Source organism: Sphaerisporangium sp. NPDC005288, assembly GCF_040607475.1.
GTDB lineage: Bacteria > Actinomycetota > Actinomycetes > Streptosporangiales > Streptosporangiaceae > Sphaerisporangium > Sphaerisporangium rhizosphaerae.
Genome location: NZ_JBEXGT010000009.1, coordinates 1 through 20,213, shown reverse-complemented (window position 1 = coordinate 20,213; position 20,213 = coordinate 1). Strand labels below are relative to the sequence as shown.

13 protein-coding genes are annotated in these 20,213 nt (G+C 72.7%); 10 read left to right on the top strand and 3 right to left on the bottom strand.

Going from position 1 to position 20,213, the window contains the following annotated elements:
- The first annotated feature begins 1,053 nt into the window (after positions 1-1,053).
- A complete protein-coding gene (locus ABZU32_RS11115) occupies positions 1,054-3,834 on the top strand; it encodes an AAA family ATPase (protein WP_354920263.1) in 2,781 nt (926 codons plus the stop codon).
- Positions 3,835-3,887: 53 nt separating this feature from the next.
- Here ABZU32_RS11115 and ABZU32_RS11110 read toward each other — a convergent pair whose 3' ends face one another.
- Together ABZU32_RS11110 and ABZU32_RS11105 are read right to left on the bottom strand one after the other, a co-directional pair.
- Entirely contained in the window at positions 3,888-4,217 is a 330-nt protein-coding gene (locus ABZU32_RS11110) for a hypothetical protein (protein WP_354920260.1), read from the bottom strand.
- 19 nt (positions 4,218-4,236) lie between these two features.
- A complete protein-coding gene (locus tag ABZU32_RS11105; protein ID WP_354853588.1) occupies positions 4,237-4,875 on the bottom strand; it encodes a TetR/AcrR family transcriptional regulator in 639 nt (212 codons plus the stop codon).
- A gap of 58 nt (positions 4,876-4,933) precedes the next feature.
- On the opposite strand from ABZU32_RS11105, the gene ABZU32_RS11100 reads away from it, so the two are divergent.
- From ABZU32_RS11100 to ABZU32_RS11070, 7 genes are all read left to right on the top strand, one after another.
- Positions 4,934-6,544: an MFS transporter gene (locus ABZU32_RS11100; protein ID WP_354920257.1), complete on the top strand. Its 1,611-nt coding sequence runs from the start codon at positions 4,934-4,936 to the stop codon at positions 6,542-6,544.
- A 184-nt stretch (positions 6,545-6,728) separates the two neighbouring features.
- The gene (locus tag ABZU32_RS11095) at positions 6,729-7,940 is read left to right on the top strand and encodes a P450-derived glycosyltransferase activator (RefSeq protein WP_354920254.1); all 1,212 of its coding nucleotides are present in this window, start codon (positions 6,729-6,731) and stop codon (positions 7,938-7,940) included.
- Positions 7,940-9,253, top strand: a complete 1,314-nt coding sequence (locus ABZU32_RS11090) for an activator-dependent family glycosyltransferase (protein ID WP_354920252.1) — start codon at positions 7,940-7,942, stop codon at positions 9,251-9,253. The genes ABZU32_RS11095 and ABZU32_RS11090 overlap by 1 nt, the downstream gene beginning before the upstream one ends.
- Positions 9,254-9,267: 14 nt before the next feature.
- Complete coding sequence (locus ABZU32_RS11085; RefSeq protein WP_354920249.1) at positions 9,268-10,212, top strand: proline iminopeptidase-family hydrolase; 945 nt, start codon at positions 9,268-9,270, stop codon at positions 10,210-10,212.
- Between the two features lies 1 nt (position 10,213).
- Entirely contained in the window at positions 10,214-10,708 is a 495-nt protein-coding gene (locus tag ABZU32_RS11080) for a cobalamin B12-binding domain-containing protein (RefSeq protein WP_354853573.1), read from the top strand.
- A gap of 7 nt (positions 10,709-10,715) precedes the next feature.
- The gene (locus tag ABZU32_RS11075; protein ID WP_354920246.1) at positions 10,716-11,966 is read left to right on the top strand and encodes a methylaspartate mutase; all 1,251 of its coding nucleotides are present in this window, start codon (positions 10,716-10,718) and stop codon (positions 11,964-11,966) included.
- 118 nt (positions 11,967-12,084) lie between these two features.
- Positions 12,085-13,089 (top strand): ACP S-malonyltransferase, encoded by a 1,005-nt coding sequence (locus ABZU32_RS11070; protein WP_354920243.1) that lies wholly within the window; start codon positions 12,085-12,087, stop codon positions 13,087-13,089.
- 10 nt (positions 13,090-13,099) lie between these two features.
- Here ABZU32_RS11070 and ABZU32_RS11065 read toward each other — a convergent pair whose 3' ends face one another.
- The gene (locus tag ABZU32_RS11065) at positions 13,100-13,345 is read right to left on the bottom strand and encodes an acyl carrier protein (RefSeq protein WP_354920240.1); all 246 of its coding nucleotides are present in this window, start codon (positions 13,343-13,345) and stop codon (positions 13,100-13,102) included.
- Positions 13,346-13,386: 41 nt separating this feature from the next.
- Between ABZU32_RS11065 and ABZU32_RS11060 the strand changes: the two genes are divergently transcribed.
- Positions 13,387-14,940: an AMP-binding protein gene (locus tag ABZU32_RS11060; protein ID WP_354920237.1), complete on the top strand. Its 1,554-nt coding sequence runs from the start codon at positions 13,387-13,389 to the stop codon at positions 14,938-14,940.
- A gap of 153 nt (positions 14,941-15,093) precedes the next feature.
- Positions 15,094-20,213, top strand: a 5,120-nt coding sequence (locus ABZU32_RS11055; RefSeq protein ID WP_354920234.1) for a type I polyketide synthase, incomplete at its 3' end; no start/stop codon positions are given.

Sequence of the window (20,213 nt, the reverse complement as noted above, 5' to 3'; positions counted from 1 at the left end):
GTCCACACCCCCGGGGTGAACCCCCTCCGCGATGTCACCTTTCGCGAGGACACCGGTCAGGCCCGGGCCGGCCGGTCGCCGCAGGAGACCGCCACCTGCGGAAATCTGGCGATCGCCGGTCTCCGCCACGTTCGGCGCCTCGACATGGCCCACGCCCGACGGCACGGCCGCAACGACCCTCGCCGCTTGCCCGCTCTGTTCCACCTCTGAACGCAAATCGCCCGTTATGAGACATATTTGCAACATGCCGGGGCCGTGGAAATAGGGGGGCCGTTAGGGGTCGCGAAGTGATCTATCAACATATACTGCCGTCATGTTGTCCGGTTCGTCGACAATTGGCGATGTCATCAATACGTATAGTCACGAGTCCCCCGTCGCCCCGAGGATCGTCCTCCGCTGCTGACTCCGCCCTGACAGACGGCATCATGTTATCTGACTGATTCCTGACAGGGTGGCTGACAGTGGATCTGTGATACTCCGGGGAATATCGCACTCTATGCCTTTCCTTCAGCATGACATGCTGTGAGGATGAGGATTGCGGGGGCACGCACGTGCGGGGAAGAGACGGCAAGGAATCGGGGCGTATGACCTGGGCGCGCAATGTGTCGCACCCTCGGCGAGGCACGGGCGGAACGTGTTGGCGGGGATCGAGGCATGCCCCACACCGTCGTGACACAACCGGGTGGGGGCGGCGCGCCGACGAGGGGACCGTGGCGTCGGCGGCATGCCTCATAGCCGAGACCAAGCTCGCGGCGGCCGGTCGGAGTCGCCGCCGGAACGGCGGAAAACCCGCGACGGCCCGCCATGCATCCTCCGCGACGGCCATGCCGCGCACAAGCGTCCCGATGTGTGAACCGGGGCGCCCGACGTCGGAACCGGGGCGCCCGACGTCGGAACCGGGGCGGCCGAATACTTTCGCGCCGCCCGCGTGTCACCCTGCCCCGCAGACCCTTCTCTCGGACGAAGGACGCCGAGGGGACCGCTGAAATCCGCTGGAAAGAGAAAGTAACTGATCGAGACGACGCCTAGGGTGGCCGGCTGGAGGCATGGGCCATGCAGCTCATCGAACGTGCAGAGGCGCTGGCGAACTTCCGCAGCCTTGTAGGCAAGGCGTTGGGCGGGACCGGCGGAGCCATGTTGATAACCGGTTCCGGCGCCACGGGTAAGAGTGCGTTACTGCAGGCCTGCGCCAACGAGGCCGGCGCGGCCGGGTTCCTCCTGATGAAAAGCGCCGGATCGCGGGCGGAACGAATGTTCCCCTTGGGGACTCTCGGACAGTTGTTCCGCTCCGCCGAGCTGCCTCAGGAGCTCGCCGACGAGGTGGAGCAGACGCTGGTCCCGGAACTGATCAACGGGATCACCGGGGTACCCCACCCGGTGGCGCTCGGGCAGAACCTCACGCATGTCGCGGCGCGGCTGTGCGGGGTCCTCGCGGTGCTCGCCAAACGACAGCCGATCCTGTTGTCCGTCGACGACGTGCACAACGCGGACGGCCCGAGCCTGCAGGCCCTGCTCTACATCCAGCGGCGCATGGCGAACGCTCCGCTGCTGGTGGCCGTGACCTCGCTGTCGCAGCGCCGCTCGGCGGACTCCCTGTTCAGCGCCGAGCTCACCCGGCAACCCAATTGCGTACAAGCGCGAATCGCCGGGCTGTCGCCGATGGGGGTGGAGGAACTTCTCCGGGACACGCTGGGCACCGAGCCCGCCGCCCGGCTGGCCCCCGAGTACCACCGGCTGAGCGGTGGCAACCCCCTCCTCCTGCACGCCATGGTGCAGGACTACTGGGACGTGACGCAGGCCGGCTGGTCGCCGGAGGGCTCCCAGCCGGGCGTCGGCCGCCATCTGAACCAGGCGGTCCTGTCCTGCCTGCACCGGTGGGATCCGCGGATCCTGGACGCGGCCCGCGGCGTCGCCCTGCTCGGGCGCTCGGCCAGTACCGGTTCGGTGTCGCAACTGCTCGGCGTGAAGCCCGCCTATGTGCTCCCCGCGCTGGAGGCGCTGGACGGGGCGGGGCTGCTGCGGGGATGCCAGTTCCGGCATCCGACGATGCGCAAGGCCATCCTCCGGGATCTGAGCCCGGACCGGCAGTCCGTCATGCACATGCGGGCGGCGCGGATCATGTACCAGCTCGGCGCCGAGCCGGGGGACATCGCCGACCACCTGCTGGCCTCCAGTCCGGCCACTCCGGCCGAAGGGGAGCCGTGGATGGTGGCGGTGCTGCGCGAGGCCGCCCAGGCGGCGCTCGTGCATGACGACCAGGACCGGGCGATCAGTTGTCTGGAGCTGGCCCGGCTCATCTGTGACGACGAGGCGACGAGGGCCGCGATGCTGACCGAGCTGGCCCGGGTGAACTGGTGCCATCGGCCCGCCGCGGCGCTGCGCTTCCTGGCCCCGCTGGAGGACGCGTTCGGGCGCGGGCAGCTCGCCGCCGCGGACGTCCGCGCCCTCAGCAGGTATCTGCTGTGGCACGGCCGGACCCGCCGCGCGGCCGGGGTCTACGACTGGACGGCGCCCTCGTACGGCACCCCGTCCCGGGGGCACTCCCGGCTCTCTTTCACCCGGGAGTGGGTGCGGTTGATCTTCCCCACCATCTTCGCCGGGGGCGAGGCGGACGGGCCGACGGTGGTGGACGGCACGGACGGCCGGGAATTCTCGCTGAGCAACCTGCTGCTGGGCAAGGTCGAGGAGGACATCGTCGGCGCCGCCCAGGAGTTGCTGGAAAGCTGCAACCTGGCCGAGGAGGAGCTGGAGGCGGTCTTCGGCGCGCTGTTCACCCTGGCCCACACGGGGCGTTACCAGGAGGCGGTGCGGTGGTGCGAGTCACTCGGCGCCGAGGGGGCGGCCCGCGGGTTCCCGCGATGGACGGCCGCCATCGCCGGGATCCGGTCGTGGCTGGCCGTGCAGCACGGTGAGCTGGGCGAGGCCCGGCGGTACGCGCGGCAGGCTTTGAGCGGGATGTCGCGGACGGGCTGGGGGGTGATCCTCGGGTTGCCGCTGATGGTGCTGCTGCGGGCCACCGTCGCCATGGGAGATCCGGACGAGGCGGCGGAGATCATCAAGCAGGGGGTTCCCGGTGACATGCCGCGGACCACGCTGTGGCCGCTCTACCTGCAGGCCAGAGGGGACTACTACCTCGCCACGAATCGCACGCGGGCGGCGTTGAGCGACTTCCACGAGTGCGGTGAGCTACTGCGCGAGTGGGATCTCGACATTCCCGCGCTCGTGGACTGGCGTTGCGCGATCGCCCGGACGTACCTGCAGATAGGCGCGGTCGAGGAGGCGCGGCAGAAGATCACCGAGCAGTTGTCCATCCCCGGCGGCACCCACCCGCGGGTGCACGGACGGGCGTTGCGGCTGCTGGCGTCGGTCACCGAGCTGCGGCAGCGGCCGGCGAGGCTGCAGGAGGCGATGTCGCTGCTGCAACGGTCCGGCGACCTGCTAGAGCTCGGCTGGGCGTACGCGGATCTCAGCGACGCCTACCAGGAGCTCGGCGACATCACCCGGGCCCGGTTGATGGCCCGGCGGGCCAAGCAGATCGCCAAGGCGTGCGAGGCCGGCCCGCTGTCCGCGCGGATGCAGCCGCGCGAGGAGGACAGCGGCGAAGACCTGGGAGAGGCGGCGGCGCTCAGCGACGCCGAGCGGCGCGTCGCCGCGCTGGCCGCGTACGGCTACACCAACAGGGAGATCAGCGATCGCCTGTTCATCACGGTCAGCACGGTGGAGCAGCACCTCACCCGGGTGTATCGCAAGCTCAACGTGAAGCGGCGCGCGGACCTGCCGACCGAGCTGTCGCTGGGCGTACGGGACGCCTCGAAGCAGACGTATCCCGTGTGACGCGTCGCGGCGCGTGCCGGCCGAGGCGGACGACACGGGGAACGGAGCGCTGATCAGGCGCTCATCCAGTACCTCGAGGAGTGGTCGGCGTCGCTCAGCAGCGTGTCGAACGCGAGCGGCCGCAGTTCCGGAAGAAGGGTGACCAGCAGGGTGATCTTTCTGACCATGGCCGGGGAGTAGTCACGCACCGGAGTGATCTCCGCCTCGGCCAGGTCCCAGGGGCCGAGCAGTTCTTCCGCGCGCTGCGCGGCCAGCACCGGATCGAGCCCGTTCCAGAGGATGACCGAGGTCAGCAGGTCGCGGCCGGTCCAGTGGTCCGGGATATCCGAGTTGTCGACGAGGGTGAACGGCGCGGTGACGGACGATAGTGGCTTGTGGAACACAGAAGTCCCCCGAATCAGCTCAACTGTTGTTCGCCGAAGATGCGGTGCCGAGTGCCTCGTGTACCGGGCGCGGATGACTCCCGCGCCGATGGATCGGGGGCTGGCGGAGGAGCACGCGCAGCCCGTCGGTCAGGTCGGTCACGGACACCAGATCGGGGCTGATCAGCCATTGCGCCATCAGCCCCTGGAGCAGGGTGAGGTAGAGCCGGCCCACCGCGCGTGCGGACTCGTCGTCGAGCGACACGTCCGTGCCGAGCAGCTTGGCCAGCCCCTCCGGGGCGGCGGCCGACGCGAGCGCGAGGCTGAGCTTCTCCCGCAGGTCCGGCGCGTGCTCGGCGCAGGTGAGCGCCTCGAAGCTTGCGGCCAGCAGCGGACGGTTCTCCTTGAAGCTGTCGACGATCTGTATCCAGGTCTTCTCGAAGCTCTCCAAAGGGTCGGCCGCGTCGGTGGACACGGTGATCTGCCACAGGTCGGTCCACTCTTGGGTCATCTCGATGAGGGCCTCGCGGAGCAGCGCCTCCTTGGAGCCGAAGTGGTAGCCGATGGAGGCGAGGTTGGCCCCTGAGGCGGCGCTGATGTGCCGGGCGGTGGTGTGCGCGTAACCACGCTCCACGATGCACCGCTTCGCGCCCTCAAGGAGCTGCTCTCGATGTCCCATGACTGCGATCCTAGCATCTATCCATACGTCCGTCCTAGACGCTTGTATAATTCCGGGCATGGCGCAGATGACCCCCCCCACCGCGGGACCTCGCGAGTGGCTCGGCCTCGCTGTCCTCACTCTTCCTGTGATCCTGCTGTCCAACTCGATCACCATCCTGTTCCTCGCCGTCCCCTGGATCACCGAAGGGCTCCGGCCCGGCGGTGCCGAACTGCTGTGGATCATGGACATCTACACGTTCGTGCTGGCCGGGCTGCTGATGCCGATGGGCGCATTGGGCGACCGCATCGGCCGGCGGCGGGTGCTCCTGGGCGGCGCGGTGGTCTTCGGCGTCGGCTCGGCCGCCGCGGCGTACGCCACCTCGCCCGAACTGCTGATCGCCGCGCGGGTGCTTCTGGGCATCGGCGCCGCCACGCTCATGCCGTCCACGCTGGCGCTCATCCGCACGCTGTTCCAGGATCCCGGGCAACGGAAGATGGCGGTGGGCGTCTGGACCGCCGGCTCGTCGGGAGGCGTGGTGCTGGGGCCGCCGCTGGGCGGTTTCCTGCTGGAGCACTTCTGGTGGGGCTCGGTCTTCCTGATCAACGTGCCGTTCATGCTGCTGCTGCTGGTCGCCGGGCGGATGCTGCTGCCGGAGTCCCAGGACCCCCGCAAGGGCCGCTTCGACCTGCTCGGTGCGCTGCTGTCGCTGGCCGCGGTGCTGCCTCTGATCTACGGACTGAAGCAGCTGACCCTGGAGGGGCCGTCGATCTGGTCGGTCGTCGCACTCGTCGCGGGCGCCGGCTTCGGCCTGGCGTTCGTGCGCCAGCAGCGGCGGCTGGCCGAGCCGCTGATCGACATCAGCCTCTTCCGGCGGCCGGTCTTCGCGACCGCGGTGGGCGGCTACGCGCTGGTCATGTTCGCTCTCACCGGCGGCACCTATCTCGCCTCGCCGTACTTGCAGCAGGTGCTGATGCTGAGCCCGCTGCCCGCGGCGCTGTGGCAGATGCCCGCCGGGGCCGGGGTGATCGTCGCCGCGGTGGTCGCCGGCTCCCTCGCGCAGCGGGTCCGGCCCGGTCCGATCTTCGCCGCCGGCCCCCTTCTCATGGCCGTCGGCCTGCTGGTCATGTCGCAGGTCCGGGTGGACTCCGGGCTGGCGGTGCTGGTGCCGGGGATGATCCTGGTGGGCGCGGGCACCGGCATCGTGGCCACGGTGGCGGTGGACATCGTGCTCGGCAGCGTGCCGCCGGAGCGGTCCGCGCGGGCCTCCGCGCTGTCGGAGACCAGTCTGGAGCTCGGGACCGCGATGGGCATCGCGCTCATGGGTCTGGTCAGTACCGTCGTCTACAGCAGGACCCTGCTGGACACGATGCCGCAGGGGGTGCCGCAGGCGCAGACCACGGCGGCCTCCGAGACCCTTTCGGGCGCGCTCGCGATCGCCGCCGACCTGCCCGGCGAACTGGGCGCCCGGCTCGCCGCGGCGGCTCGGGCCGCGTTCACCCTGGGCATGCAGGTGCCGCTCTACGTGTCCGCGGCGCTCATGATGGCGCTGGCCGTCATCGCGCTGTTCGCGCTGCGCCGCGCCGGCGTCAAGCCCGCGGAGGCCGCGGAGGCCGCGGAGGCCGCGGAGACCGCGGAGACCGCGGAGACCGCGGAGCCGGGGGTGCCGGGGGTGCCTGAGGCGCACTGAGGCGGGTGAGGTGCACTCAGGTGCAGGTGCGCGGGCTCCTCCGCCGGCCGCCCCGGCCCCTTTCCCCACGTGGTTCATCGGGCCGGGGAGAGGTCCATTAGGGGTTGAGCCAGGTTGATCTAGGGGGAGCGTCCGCCTCTACCGTGGCGAGCGTCGATCCGATCGCCGGCTAGGTGGAGGCACCATGCCCGAAGGCGCCAACCCGGCAGCCGATTACGAATTGGGACTGCGCTTGCTCAACGCCCGCGCCATGCAGCGCGTGCTGGGCAGCCTGGGCGACCCTTACGCCATGGTCCTGCGCGGTGCCGACGATCCCTACCCTCTCTACGCCGAGATCCGTGAGCGCGGCCCGATCTACCACAGCGGGACCGGAAGCTGGGTGACCGCCGACCCGGAGGTGATCACCGAGGTCCTGGCGGACCCGCGGTGGCGGATGTCGGGCCCGGACGGCTCGCCGGCCGCCGAGCAGCCGCTGCCCTTCTACGGGTACGGCACGCCGGGCGCCGAGGCCGACGAGCACCTGCGGCTGCGCGCCCACTGGGAGCCTCTGGTGGACCCGGAGGCGCTGGCCGCCCATCGCAAGACCGTCGAGCGGGAGTGCCTGGCCCGCCTCGACCGGGTCACCGGCGGCGATCTCATGGCCGACTACGCCTGGCCGGTGGCGACCGCCGCCACCGGCGCGTTGCTCGGGGTTCCCGCCGCCGCGCTGCCACGGTACGCGGAGTGCTGCGCGGGCGCCGCGGTGCTGCCGGACACCCTGCTCGCCGCCCAGCCGCTGGCCCTGGTCCGCCGGACAGAGGAGGCCGTGGCCGGGCTCGACGAGCTGTTCGGCGGGGCACCCGGGGCTCCGGACGGGACGGACACGGCCGAGCGGGCCGTGCGGGTGCTGCTGTCCACCGCCGCCGCCCCGGCCACCGCGCACCTGGTGGGCAACGCGGTCCACGCGCTGCTGGCCGAGCCCGAGTGGTGGCAGGCACTGTGCCGGGATCCGGACCTGGCGTCGGCGGCCGTGGCGGAGACGCTGCGGTACGACCCGCCGGTGCAGGTGGAGATCCGGGTGGCCGCGGCCCCCGTCGCACCGGCCGGGACAGATTTGGCGGCGGGCAGTCACCTGGTGATGATCACCGCGGCCGCGGGCCGGGACGGGGCCCGGCACCCGGAGCCGGACGACTTCCGTCTTGATCGGCAGGCCGAGCCGGAGCCGCTCGCCTTCGCCGGCGGTCTCCACCACCTCCCGGTCGCCCCGCTGGTGCGTGCGCAGGCCGAGGTGGCGCTGCGGATTCTCGCCGAGGCACGGCCGAACCTGCGGCCGTCCGGCGCGCCGGTGTACCGGCGCCGCGCCCCCGTGGTGCGCGGCCCCGTCGAGCTGCCCGTGCTCGGGCTTGGAGAGACCTGATGCGTGTCCTGCTGACCTCGTTCGCCCTCGCCTCGCACTACAACTGCCTGGTGCCGCTCGGCTGGGCGCTGGCCGCCGCCGGACACGAGGTCCGGGTGGCCAGCCAGCCCTCGCTGACCGACGCGATCACCGCCTCGGGGCTGACCGCGGTCCCCGTCGGCACCGATCCGGAGCTGGAGGAGGTGCGGGAGCGGCCGGCCGCGGCCATGGGGCCGCCCCAGGTGCACGAGGACCGCGACGAGCCGGTCACCTGGGAGCAGGCTCTGGACTTCGACATGGTGATCGCGCCGCTGCTGCTGGCCGCCATCAACAACACGGCGATGGTGGACGAGCTGGTCGACTTCGCCCGGCGATGGCGCCCGGACCTGGTGATCTGGGAGCCGTTCACGCTGGCCGGCGCGGTCGCCGCCGAGGCGAGCGGGGCGGTGCACGCCCGGGCGCTGTGGGGCCTCGACGTGCTGGGCAGCGCTCGCCGCACCTTCCTGGACCTGCGTGCCCGTCAGCCGCGGGCGCACTGGGAGGACCCGGTGGGCGAATGGCTGACCCTGACCCTGGCGCGGTACGGCCGCCCGTTCACCGAGGAGGTGACCACAGGGCGGCTCACGATCGACACCACGATGCCGCAGAGCCTGCGGCTGCCGGTCGGGGTGCCGGTGGTGGGCATGCGGACGCTGCCGTACAACGGCCGCTCGGTGATGCCGGACTGGCTGGCCGAGCCTCCCCGCCGCCCCCGCGTCTGCTTCACCCTGGGCGGGACCGGCGGCGACTTCCTGCACGACTGGACGTTGGGTCCCGCCGAGCTGGTGAGGGCGGCGGCCGAGCTGGACGTGGAGGTGGTGGCCACGCTCGACGCCGAACAGCGCGCCCGCCTCGGACAGGTGCCGGACAACGTGCGCATCGTCGACTTCGTGCCGATGAACCTGCTGATGCCGACCTGCGCGGCGGTGGTGCACCACGGCGGGGCCGGCACGTTGAGCGCCGCGCTGCTCAACGGGGTGCCCCAGCTGATGATCGCGAACACCTGGGACACCCCGGTGAAGGCCAAGCGGCTGGCCGACTACGGCGCCGGGGCCTACATCCCGCCGCCGAAGCTCGACGCACGCGGCTTCCGGGACGCGGTGGCGGCGCTGGTGCACGAGCCCGGCCCGCGGGCCGCCGCCGACCGGCTGCGCCGGGAGATGCTCACCGAGCCCACCCCGGCCGAGCTCGTCCCCCGGCTGGAACGCCTGGTCGCGACGGATCGCGCGGGCGAGTCAGGCGATGACGCCGGTGCGATACGGGACCTCGGCGTGGCCGAGTGCGCCCTGCGGTGACCGGGTTGGCTGAGATGAGCCGACGGCCGACGGCGAAGGGCACCGTGCCGTTCGGGGAGTACCGCACCTGGTACCGGGTGAGCGGTGACCTGTCCGGCGGGCGCGTGCCACTGGTGGTGCTGCACGGCGGGCCCGGCAGCACGCACGACTACCTGCTGCCGCTGTGCGCCCTGAGCGACGCCGGCCGGCCGGTGATCCACTACGACCAGCTGGGCAACGGCGGCTCCACGCACCTGCCGGACAAGGGCGCGGACTTCTGGACCGTGCGGCTGTTCCTCGACGAGCTGGACAACCTGCTCGAGCGGCTCGGCGTGGCCGACGGCTACCTGCTCTTCGGCCACTCCTGGGGCGGCATGCTGGGAGCCACGCACGCCGCGACCCGCCCGCGCGGGTTGCGCGGGCTGGTCATCGCGAACTCGCCGGCCTCGATGCCCACCTGGCGGGCGGAGATGGTACGGCTGCGCGCCACGCTCCCTCGCGAGGTGCAGGACACGCTGGCCCGGCACGAGGCCGCGGGCACCACCGACAGCCGCGCCTACTTCGATGCCATGCGCGTCTTCTTCGACCGGTACGTGTGCCTGGTGAACCCGTGGCCGCCGGACTACCGGGCGTCCTTCATGGAGATGCACAACAACCCGACCGTCTACTACACGATGAACGGGCCGACCGAGTTCCACGTCGTCGGCACGCTGCGCGACTGGTCGGTCGAGGACCTGCTGCCGTCCATCGAGGTGCCGACCCTGGTCATCTCCGGGCGCCACGACGAGGCGACCCCGGAGTGCGTCCGCCCGTTCGACGACCTCATCCCGGACTCCCGCTGGGAGATCCTCGAGAACTCCAGCCACCTCCCGCACCTGGAGGAACCCGACCGGTTCCGGGAAGTGCTGCTGGCCTACCTCGCCACTGTTGACGGGACCCATCCGGGGACCCGCGCAAGCGACGCCGCGACAGGGAGTTGACGTGACCCGTACACTGCCCGACCCGAACCCGAGCCCGCGCAAGGGCCGCCCGCGCGCCCTGGTGACCGGAGTTGCATCCGACTCCCACACCTGGAACCTGGTCTACCTGCAGCTGGTCTGCGAGGAGGAGGGGCTGGACGTGGTGAACCTCGGCCCGTGCGTCCCGGACGATCTGCTGGTCACCGAGTGCGTGGACCAGCGCCCCGACCTCGTGGTGATCAGCACCGTCAACGGGCACGGGTACAGGGAGGGCCTGCGGGTCGTGCCCAAGCTGCGCGCCCGGCCGGAGCTGGCCGACGTCCCGATCGTGATCGGCGGCCGCCTCGGGGTGACCGGGCGGCGGGAGGAAGGACTCGCGGGCGAGCTCACCGCCGCCGGGTGTGACCGGGTCTTCGATCGCGGTCCGGAGGACCTCGAGGAGTTCAGGGCCCTGGCCGCCGCGGTGGCCTGGTCGGCGGACGACGCCGCGGCGCGGGCGCCGCTCCAGTTAGGCTGAGCGCGCGATGGCCGCGGCATTCGGCGATTTCGTGGCCGACACCGCCGCGAGTGGCGAGCTGGTGGTGCAGCCCCGGATGGGGTTCGGCGACGTGGCGACCATGCGCGCCGGCCTGCTCGCGACGAAACGCGCCCGGGCGGCCACGGCCGGGACGATCACCGTGGACAGCTACACCCGGGTGGGCGACCTGCACTCGGCGGCCGCGGCGCTGGTCTCCGGCGCCGCGCTCAACGGGTACCCCCTGGTCAGCCATGGCCTCGCGACCAACCAGGAGTTGCTGCGCGGGGTGCGGGACACCACCTTCCCGGTGCAGGTGCGGCACGGTTCGGCCAACCCCGGGAGGATCTTCGAGGCGTTGCTGGACGTCGGCCTGGACGCCACCGAGGGCGGCCCGGTCTCCTACTGCCTGCCCTACAGCCGGATCCCGCTGAACCAGGCGGTCGACCACTGGGCCCGCGGCTGCGAGCTGCTGGCCACCCGTGGGCGGGCGGCGGGGCGGGAACCGCACCTGGAGACCTTCGGCGGCTGCCTGCTGGGCCAGCTCTGCCCGCCCGGCCAGCTCGTCGCGATCAGCGTTCTGGAGGGGCTGTTCTTCCAGGCCCACGGTCTGCGGGACATCTCGCTGAGCTACGCCCAGCAGACCAGCCTGGAGCAGGACATCGAGGCGGTGCTCGCGTTGCGCGCGCTGGCCGAGGAGTTCCTCGCCGGCGTGCGCCGGCACGTGGTCGTCTACGCGTACATGGGGGTCTACCCCGAGACTCCGCGTGGCGCCGCGTCGCTGCTGACCGGCGCCGCCGAGCTGGCCGTGCGCACCGGAGCGGAGCGGCTCATCGTCAAAACCGAGGCGGAGTCCCAGCGCATCCCCACGATCGAGGAGAACGTGGCCGCGCTGGAGCTGGCCGGCACGGTGGCGCGCGCGGCGCGGCCCGCCGTGCCGCCGCCGAGCCGTACCGACTCGCAGGTGTACGCCGAGGCGCGGCGGCTGGTCGAGGCCACGCTGGAGCTGCACCCGGACGTGGGCCGGGCGCTGTTGCGCGCATTCAAGCTGGGTTACCTGGACATCCCCTACTGCGTGCACCCGGACAACCGGGGCGCGGCGCGCAGCCACATCGACGGCGACGGGGCGCTGCGCTGGGCGGACGTCGGCGCGCTGCCGCTGGATGGGCTGGTGGCGCGGCGCCGCTCCCGCCCGGTGGGCTCGGCCGAACTGCTGGACGCGCTCCACTACGTCCAGCGCAGGCACGACGGCCATGAGTGAGCGCCGGCGCATTGGAGCACACGATCGCCGGGATGGGCGCGGATGGTGGGGCCGGTCGGACCACGATGAGGGGTACTAGGGGTGGGTCTGTCCGGGCGGCCGCGGTTAGCGTGCCCTGGTGGATAACGCATTGAGCCACGAGATCGCGATGGTTTTTCCAGGGATGGGGCCGACCGGATGCGCCGACATCGAGCGGCTCGCCACCGAGGTGCCGCTGGCGTGGCGGCTGTTCGCCGAGGCCGACGAGGCGCTCGGCTACCCGGTGCTGGACCGGTTCCGCCGCGCGGACGGCGACTACTCCGAGTACGCCCAGGTGGCCTTCCTGGTCACCTGCCTGGCTCTGGCCGAGTGGGCCGAGCGTGAGGCGCTGCCCGCCCGCCCGGGGCTGTGCACCGGGCCGAGCTTCGGGGGCAAGGTGGCCGCCGCCTATGTGGGCTCGCTGGGCTTCGCCGACGCGGTGTGGGTGACCGCCCGGCTGGCCCGGTGCGTGGCGGACTACTTCAGCCGGGAACACCGGAGCCTGGTCACCCACTCGTTCGTCCGGGTGGATCCGGCGGTGGCAGAGGAACTGCTGGGCGAGCTGACCGCGCGGGGCCGCGTCGCGGACGTGGCCTGCCGCGTGGACAGGGACTTCTTCATGGTCACGCTCTCGGCGGACGATCTGCCGAAGCTGGAGAAGGCGATCCGCGCCGCGGGCGGGCTGTCGCTGTACACGATGCGGCCGCCGATGCACTCCCCGTCCTTCGCCCGGCTGCGGGAACGCGCGGAGAAGGAGGTTCTGGACGAGTTGGAGTTCGCCGAGCCGCGGCTGCCGGTGATCTCCGACCACGACGGGTCGTTGCTGACCACCGGGCAGCAGGTGCGGAACCTGCTCCTGGACGGCTTCGTCCGGCAGATGCACTGGCCGGGGACGGTCGAGGCGTTGCGCGCCCAAGGAGTGCGCACGGTCTGCGTGGCCGGGCCGGACGCCCTGTTCGGCCGGGTGCCGGCCACCACACGGAATTTCGAGGTGGTGCCGGTCGGTCCGAAGCGGCCGCTCCTCGCCGCGGGGGCTCGCGATGCCGAGCCCCGCTCGTCGCGCGGCGGAGAAGCCGGTGTGGAGCGTGGCTCGGCGGCGGGGTGACCCGGCGGACTCAGAGGGTCGGACGGGCCGCGCTGAGCGCCGCCCACAAGGCCCCCGGAGTGGTGAAGGTGTCCAGGACGAGCGCCTCCTCGTCGAACTGTACGGCGTAGTCGGCTTCCAGTGCGCTCAACAGTTCCACCGCGCCCATGGAATCCAGACCGAATTCCCGGAGGTCGGTGTCCGCGGTGAGCACATCGCCGGAAGACAGCAAGGGAAGGCGGGGCCGCAGCAGCGCCTCAAACTGTTTGTCCCACATGCCTTTAATTATGCCTCAATAACTCGCGCTGGGGGAAAGAAATGGGCGGAGATATTCACCGGAACCTCCACGGGCGATTTCTGAGCGGACTGGCCGCCGCGCCGCGCGGTGCGGCGCTTCGCCTCGGCGACCGCACGGTCACCTTCGAGGAGTTGCACGAGCTCGCCCTCACCTGGGCCGGGTCACTGCTCCACAGCGGCGTCACGGGCCCGATAGGGGTACTCGCCGAGAAGGGGACCACGGCGTACGCCGGGGTGCTCGCGGCGCTGTACGCCGGGGCGACGGTGGTGCCGCTGCACGTCGGCTTCCCGCCCGACCGGACGGCGCGCATGGCCGCGGCGGCCGGCGTCACCGCCGTGATCGCCGATGCGCGCGGCGCCGGCCTGCTGCCCGAGCTGCGGGAACGCGGTTACCGCGGGGCGGCGTTGCTGCCCCAGGGGGGCGGCGAAGGGGGGATTCCCGTGGCGGCCGCGCACGCGCCTGCCGAACCGCTCGCGGTGCCGCCCGAGGCCCGCGCCTACATCCTGTTCACCTCCGGCTCGACCGGCCGGCCCAAGGGCGTGGTGCTCACCCACGGCAACCTGCACCACTACTTCGGCGTGCTGGACGGACGCTACGACTTCGGCCCCGACGACGCCTTCTCGCAGACCTTCGACCTGACCTTCGACTGCGCCATCTTCGACCTGTTCTGCGCCTGGGGCGCGGGGGCCGCGGCGGTGCCGGTGCCCCCGCGCGGCCACGCCGACCTGCCCGCCTTCCTGGAGCGTCACCGGGTGACCGTGTGGTTCTCCACGCCCAGCGGCATCAGCCTGGCCCGCAGGCTCGGCGCCCTGCGGCCGGACACGCTGCCGGGCCTGCGGTGGAGCTTCTTCGCCGGAGAGGCGCTGCGCTGCCAGGACGTCGAGGACTGGATCCGCGCGGCGCCGTTCTCCACGGTGGAGAACCTGTACGGGCCGACCGAGCTGACCGTGACCATCACAGGTCACCGCTGGTCGCCGGAACGATCCGCGAAGGTCGCGGCCAACGGCGTCGTGCCGATCGGCGCCGTGCACCCCGGACACCGCATCCTGCTCGCCACCGAGGACGGCCGGCCGACCGAGGAGGCGGAGGGGGAGCTGTGCGTCACCGGGCCGCAGCTCACCCCCGGGTACCTGGATCCGCAGGACGGCGCGGGCCGCTTCCTGGAGCACGAGGGGCACCTCTGGTACCGCACCGGCGACCGGGTGCGGCGGCTCCCAGGGGACGAGCTGTGCTACCTGGGCCGGCGGGACGCCCAGGTGCAGGTGCAGGGCTGGCGGGTGGAGCCGGCGGAGATCGAGCACGCGCTGCTGGCCGCCGGAGACGGGGTGGCCGAGGCGGCCGCGGTAGGGGTCGACGGCGCGGCCGGCGTGGAGCTCGTGGTGTTCTACACCGGCGAGGCGCGTCCGCCGGTCGAGCTGGCCAACCGGCTGCGCCGCACGCTGCCGCACGGCATGGTGCCCAAGCGATATCACCACCTCGACGAACTTCCCCTCAACGCCAACCGCAAGGTGGACAGAAAGGCGCTCACCGCGCGCGCAGGGGAACTGATACGGGCCGACAACAATTGGTCTTAGGGGGTGCTAGGGGTTAGTCGGACTCCGAACGTTTCGTAGTTTGGTGGCGGCGCCGAATGGGTGGAACCATCAAGCCCGGCGAGCGAACGCTTCTACTATTCCTGAACCATCAAGCCTGGCGAGCTCAACGCTCCTATTAATCCTAGGTTGGTAATGGACAACGAAGAGAAGCTTGTCAATTACCTGAAAAGAGCGACGGCGGATCTGCGGGAATCCCGGCGGCGGTTGCGCGTCGCCGAGGATCGCCTGCGCGATCTGGGCGTCGGCCCGGACGGCGGGGCGCCGATCGCGATCGTCGGCATGGCCTGCCGGTACCCCGGAGGGGTGACCGCGCCCGAGGACCTGTGGCGGTTGGTCACCGACGAGGTGGACGCGGTCACGCCCATGCCCGCCGACCGCGGCTGGGACATCGACGCGATCTACGACCCGGAGCGCGGCAAACCAGGCAAGACCTATGCCCGCGAGGGCGGCTTCCTGCGCGATGTGGCCGACTTCGAGCCGGAGTTCTTCGGCATCGGCCCCAACGAGGCCACCGCCATGGACCCCCAGCAGCGGCTGCTGCTGGAGACCACCTGGGAGGCGGTGGAGCGCGCGGGGATCGACCCGACGGCGCTGCGCGGCAGCCGTACCGGGGTGTTCGTCGGAGTGATGTACGGCGACTACGGCTCGCGGAGCGACCGGATCCCTCGCGGCGTGCAGGGATTCATCGCGCACGGCAGCCACCGCAGCGTGGCGTCCGGGCGCATCTCCTACCTGTACGGCTTCGAGGGGCCCGCGGTCACCGTGGACACCGCGTGTTCGTCGTCGCTGGTGGCGCTGCACCTGGCGGCGCAGGCGCTGCGCGGCGGCGAGTGCGAGCTGGCGCTGGCCGGCGGCGCCACCGTGCTGTCCACCACGGAGCTGTTCGTCGACTCCGGCCGGCAGGGCGTGCTCTCCCCGGACGGCCGCTGCAAGTCGTTCGCCGCGGCCGCGGACGGGGTCGGCTGGGGAGAAGGGGTCGGCCTGCTGCTGCTGGAACGGCTCTCCGACGCCCAGCGGCACGGGCACCCCGTGCTGGCCGTCATCCGCGGCTCCGCCGTGAACCAGGACGGCGCCAGCAGCGGCCTGACCGCGCCGAACGGTCCGTCCCAGGAGCGGGTGATCGCCGCCGCGCTGGCCGCGGCGGGGCTGTCGCGGTCGGACGTCGACGTCGTGGAGGGGCACGGATCCGGCACCGGGCTGGGCGATCCGATCGAGGCGCAGGCGCTGTTGGCCTCCTATGGCCAGGACCGCCGATCACCGCTGTGGCTGGGGTCGGTGAAGTCGAACATCGGCCACGCCCAGGCGGCGTCCGGCGCCGCCGGGGTCATCAAGATGGTGCTGGCGATGCGGCACGGCACGCTCCCGAAGACGCTGCACGTGGATGCGCCGAGCGGGGAGGTGGACTGGTCCGCCGGCGCCGTGGAGCTGCTGACCGAGTCCCGGCCATGGACGCGGGACGGCCACCCGCGCCGCGCCGGTGTCTCCGCGTTCGGGGTCAGCGGCACCAACGCCCACGTCATCCTGGAGGAGGCGCCGGACGAGGCCGTCCCGGCGGAGTCCTCATCCCCTGACCGCACGGCCGCCCCTGCCGCGCAGTCCCCGGTGATGCCGGTGGTGGTGTCGGCCAAGTCCGAGGCGGCGTTGCGCGCGCAGGCCGATCGGCTGGCCGGTTTCCTCGCCGAGGGCGCCGACGCCGAGATGGCGGACGTGGCGTGGGCGCTGACCCGCCGGGCGGCGCTGGCGCATCGGGCCGCGCTGGTGTCCGGCGACCGGGACGGCCTGCTCGCCGCGCTGCGCGGCCTGGCCGCGGGCGAGCCGCCGCCAGATGTGGCCGTCGAGGCGGCCCGTACCGGACGGCTGGGCCTGGTGTTCTCCGGACAGGGCGCGCAACGGCTCGGCATGGGCCGCGGCTTGTACGCGCGCTTCGGGGTCTTCGCCCGGGCCTTCGACGAGGCGGCCGACCTCCTGACGGCCGAGCTGGCCGGCGTGTCCGGCGGGTCGCCCAAGCTCGGCCTGCGTGAGGTCCTGGCGCCCACCTCCCAGGCCGACGAGACGGCCGCCGCCCTGAACCAGACGGTGTTCGCCCAGGCGGGGTTGTTCGCGGTGGAGACGGCGTTGTACCGGTTGCTGGAGTCGTTCGGCGTCCGGGCTGATTTTGTGGCCGGGCATTCGCTGGGGGAGATCTCTGCGGCGCATGTGGCCGGTGTTCTGGGGTTGGCGGATGCGTGCCGGTTGGTGGCTGCTCGTGGCCGGTTGATGCAGGGGTTGCCGTCCGGTGGTGCGATGGCGGCGATCGGCTGCGGCGAACAGGACGTCGCGCCGGTCCTGGCCGATTACGGCCAGGTGGCCGTGGCCGCGGTCAACGGGCCGGGTTCGGTGGTGGTCTCCGGCGCTTCCGACCAGGTGGATCAGGTGGTGGAGTGGGCGCGCAAGAACGGGCACCGGACCCGGCCGTTGCGGGTGTCACACGCCTTCCACTCGCCGTTGATGGAACCGATGCTGGCCGAATTCGAGCAGGTGGTGGCCGGGTTGACGCTGCGGCGCCCGGAGTTGCCGCTGGTGTCCAACCTGTCGGGTGACCTGGCCGGCGAAGAGGTCACCGAGCCCGGCTACTGGGTCGAGCACGTCCGCCGGCCGGTCCGCTTCGCCGACGGCGTGCAGGCCATGCGGCGACGCGGGGTCACCCGCTTCCTGGAGGTCGGCCCGGACGCACAGCTCGCCCCCATGGTCGAGGAGATCCTCGCCGACGGCGGCCACACGAGCCCGGCGGTGCCGCTGCTGCGCCGCGACCGCGACGAGGTGGCGCACTTCGGCGCCGCACTCGGCGCAGCCTGGGCCGGCGGCGTGACCGTGGACTGGGCCGCCTGGTTCGCCGACCGCGAGACCCCGCCCCGTCCCGTCGCCCTGCCCACCTACCCGTTCCAGCGGCGCCGGTTCTGGCTGGAGGCGCACCGGGCGGGGGACGTGTCGGCGGCCGGTCAGGCGCCTGTCGAGCACCCGCTGCTCGCCGCCGCGGTGACCCACCCGGACGGCGCCGTCACCCTCACCGGGCAGCTGTCCCCGCGTACCCAGCCCTGGCTGGCCGACCACACGATGAACGGCACCGTGATCTTTCCCGGGACCGGGTTCGTGGAGCTGGCGATCCGCGCCGGCGACGAGGTGGACTGCGGTCGGCTCGACGAGCTCGTCCTTACGACCCCGCTGGTCATCCCCGCCGCGGGGACCGGGGAAGGCGACGCGGGCGGCATGGCCGTCCAGGTCGCCGTGGGGGCGCCGGACGATCGGGGCCGCCGCGCCGTGGAGATCCACTCGACGGCCGGGGAAGGCTGGATCCGGCACGCCCAGGGCACTCTGGCCCCCGCCACGGCCGACGGCGCCGGCCTCACCGCGTGGCCGCCCCCGGACGCGAAACCCGTGGACGTCGACGGGTTCGACGACCGGCTGGCCGAACGCGGCTATGAGTACGGCCCGGCGTTCCGCGCGCTGCGCGCCGCCTGGCGACGCGGCGAGGAGTTCTACGCCGAGATCGCGCTGCCGGAGGGCGTGGACTCCACCGGATACGGCGCGCACCCCGCGCTGCTGGATGCCGCGCTGCGGGTGGGCCTGCTGCCCGAAGTGGACGCGGAGACGACCGGGGGCCGACCGGCCGACGAGGCCGGGCACGAGCACGGGCGGCCGGTGGTTCCGTTCGCCTGGCGCGGGGTCGAGCTGCACGCCACCGGCGCCGCCGCGGCACGGGTACGCCTGCGCCCCGACGACACCGCCGGAGCGGGAGCCGTACGGCTGGACCTGGCCGACGCGACGGGCCGGCCTCTGGCCACGGTGACCTCGCTCGAGTCCCGCCCGCTCGCCGCCGACCTCCCGGGCGGCGGGGCGGCGACGCGCCCGCTCTACGCGGTGGAGTGGCGGCCGCTGGCCGCGCAGGACGACGCCGTGCCGGACGACGGCGCGGCGCAGGGGCCGGCCGCGCGGGACGCCATCGCGGCGGCCGAGGTGCACGTGGCCGCCTGGGATGACAGCGCCACCCTGGACGACACCGCGGCCGGGGATGACACCGCGGCCGCATCCCCGCCGGAGCGGGTACGGCACGGCGTGGTGGCCACGTTGGAGCGCGTGCGGCGCTGGCTGGCCGCCGAGCCCTCCGCCGAGGACACCCTTGTGATCGCGACCAGAGGCGCGGTCGCGATCGGCGGCGCGGCGCCGGACGTGGCGCAGGCGGCGGTCTGGGGGCTGGCCCGGGCCGCCAGGGAGGAGAGCCAGGGACGGATCGTCCTGGTCGACCTGGACCCCGAGCTGGACCCGGACCGTTCTGTGATCGACGAGGCCGCCGCGGCCGCGTTGCGCGCCGGAGAGCCCGAGGCCGCCGTTCGCGCCGGCCGGCTCTGGGTGCCCCGGCTGACCCGCCTCGACGCCGGGAACCCCGCCGGCGAAGCGGCGCCGGACGCCGGCCGCCCCGACGCACGAACCGAGGATCACGCCGGTGTGGCATGGCCGGCCGAGGGCACCACGCTGATCACCGGAGGGACCGGCGGCCTGGGCGCCCTGCTGGCCCGGCATCTGGTCACCGAGCACGGGGTACGGCACCTGCTGCTGACCGGTCGCCGCGGCCTCGACGCGCCTGGCGCGGCCGAGCTGCGCGAGGAGCTGACCGGGCTGGGCGCCGAGGTGACGGTGGCCGCCTGCGACGTGGCCGACCGCGCCGCGCTCGCCGCGCTGCTGGACGAGGTCCCGCCCCAGCGTCCCCTCGCCGCCGTGGTGCACGCGGCCGGAGTACTGGCCGACGGCACCATCCCGGCGCTCGACGAGGAGCGGGTGACGGCGGTGCTGCGGCCCAAGGTGGACGGCGCATGGCACCTGCACGAGCTGACCCGCGACCGCGACCTGCGGGCGTTCGTGCTGTTCTCCTCGACGACCGGGCTGATGGACGCCGCCGGACAGGGCAACTACGCGGCGGCCAACGCCGCGCTGGACGCGCTCGCCGTACGGCGGGCCGTCGCCGGGCTCCCGGCGATGTCGGTGGCCTGGGGGGCGTGGGAGACGGAACGCGGCATGGCCGGCCGGCTGGACGGCCGTCAGACCGCCCGTCTGGCCGCCTCAGGAATGCGACCGCTCACCGCCGCGGAGGGGCTGGACCTGTTCGACGCGGCGCTGGCCGCGGGGCACCCCGCGCCAGTGGCCTGCCGGCTGGATCTCGCCGCGCTGCGCGGCCGGGACACCGAGCCGCCCGCGGTGCTGCGCGCGCTGGCCGGCCG

Excerpts from the sequence above, each read along its gene's own strand:
- ABZU32_RS11105 (WP_354853588.1), bottom strand. The coding sequence starts at position 4,875 with ATGGGACATCGAGAGCAGCTCCTTGAGGGCGCGAAGCGGTGCATCGTG.
- ABZU32_RS11095 (WP_354920254.1), top strand. The coding sequence starts at position 6,729 with ATGCCCGAAGGCGCCAACCCGGCAGCCGATTACGAATTGGGACTGCGC.
- ABZU32_RS11115 (WP_354920263.1), top strand. The coding sequence starts at position 1,054 with ATGCAGCTCATCGAACGTGCAGAGGCGCTGGCGAACTTCCGCAGCCTT.
- ABZU32_RS11060 (WP_354920237.1), top strand. The coding sequence starts at position 13,387 with ATGGGCGGAGATATTCACCGGAACCTCCACGGGCGATTTCTGAGCGGA.
- ABZU32_RS11085 (WP_354920249.1), top strand. The coding sequence starts at position 9,268 with ATGAGCCGACGGCCGACGGCGAAGGGCACCGTGCCGTTCGGGGAGTAC.
- ABZU32_RS11075 (WP_354920246.1), top strand. The coding sequence starts at position 10,716 with ATGGCCGCGGCATTCGGCGATTTCGTGGCCGACACCGCCGCGAGTGGC.
- ABZU32_RS11065 (WP_354920240.1), bottom strand. The coding sequence starts at position 13,345 with ATGTGGGACAAACAGTTTGAGGCGCTGCTGCGGCCCCGCCTTCCCTTG.
- ABZU32_RS11090 (WP_354920252.1), top strand. The coding sequence starts at position 7,940 with ATGCGTGTCCTGCTGACCTCGTTCGCCCTCGCCTCGCACTACAACTGC.
- ABZU32_RS11100 (WP_354920257.1), top strand. The coding sequence starts at position 4,934 with ATGGCGCAGATGACCCCCCCCACCGCGGGACCTCGCGAGTGGCTCGGC.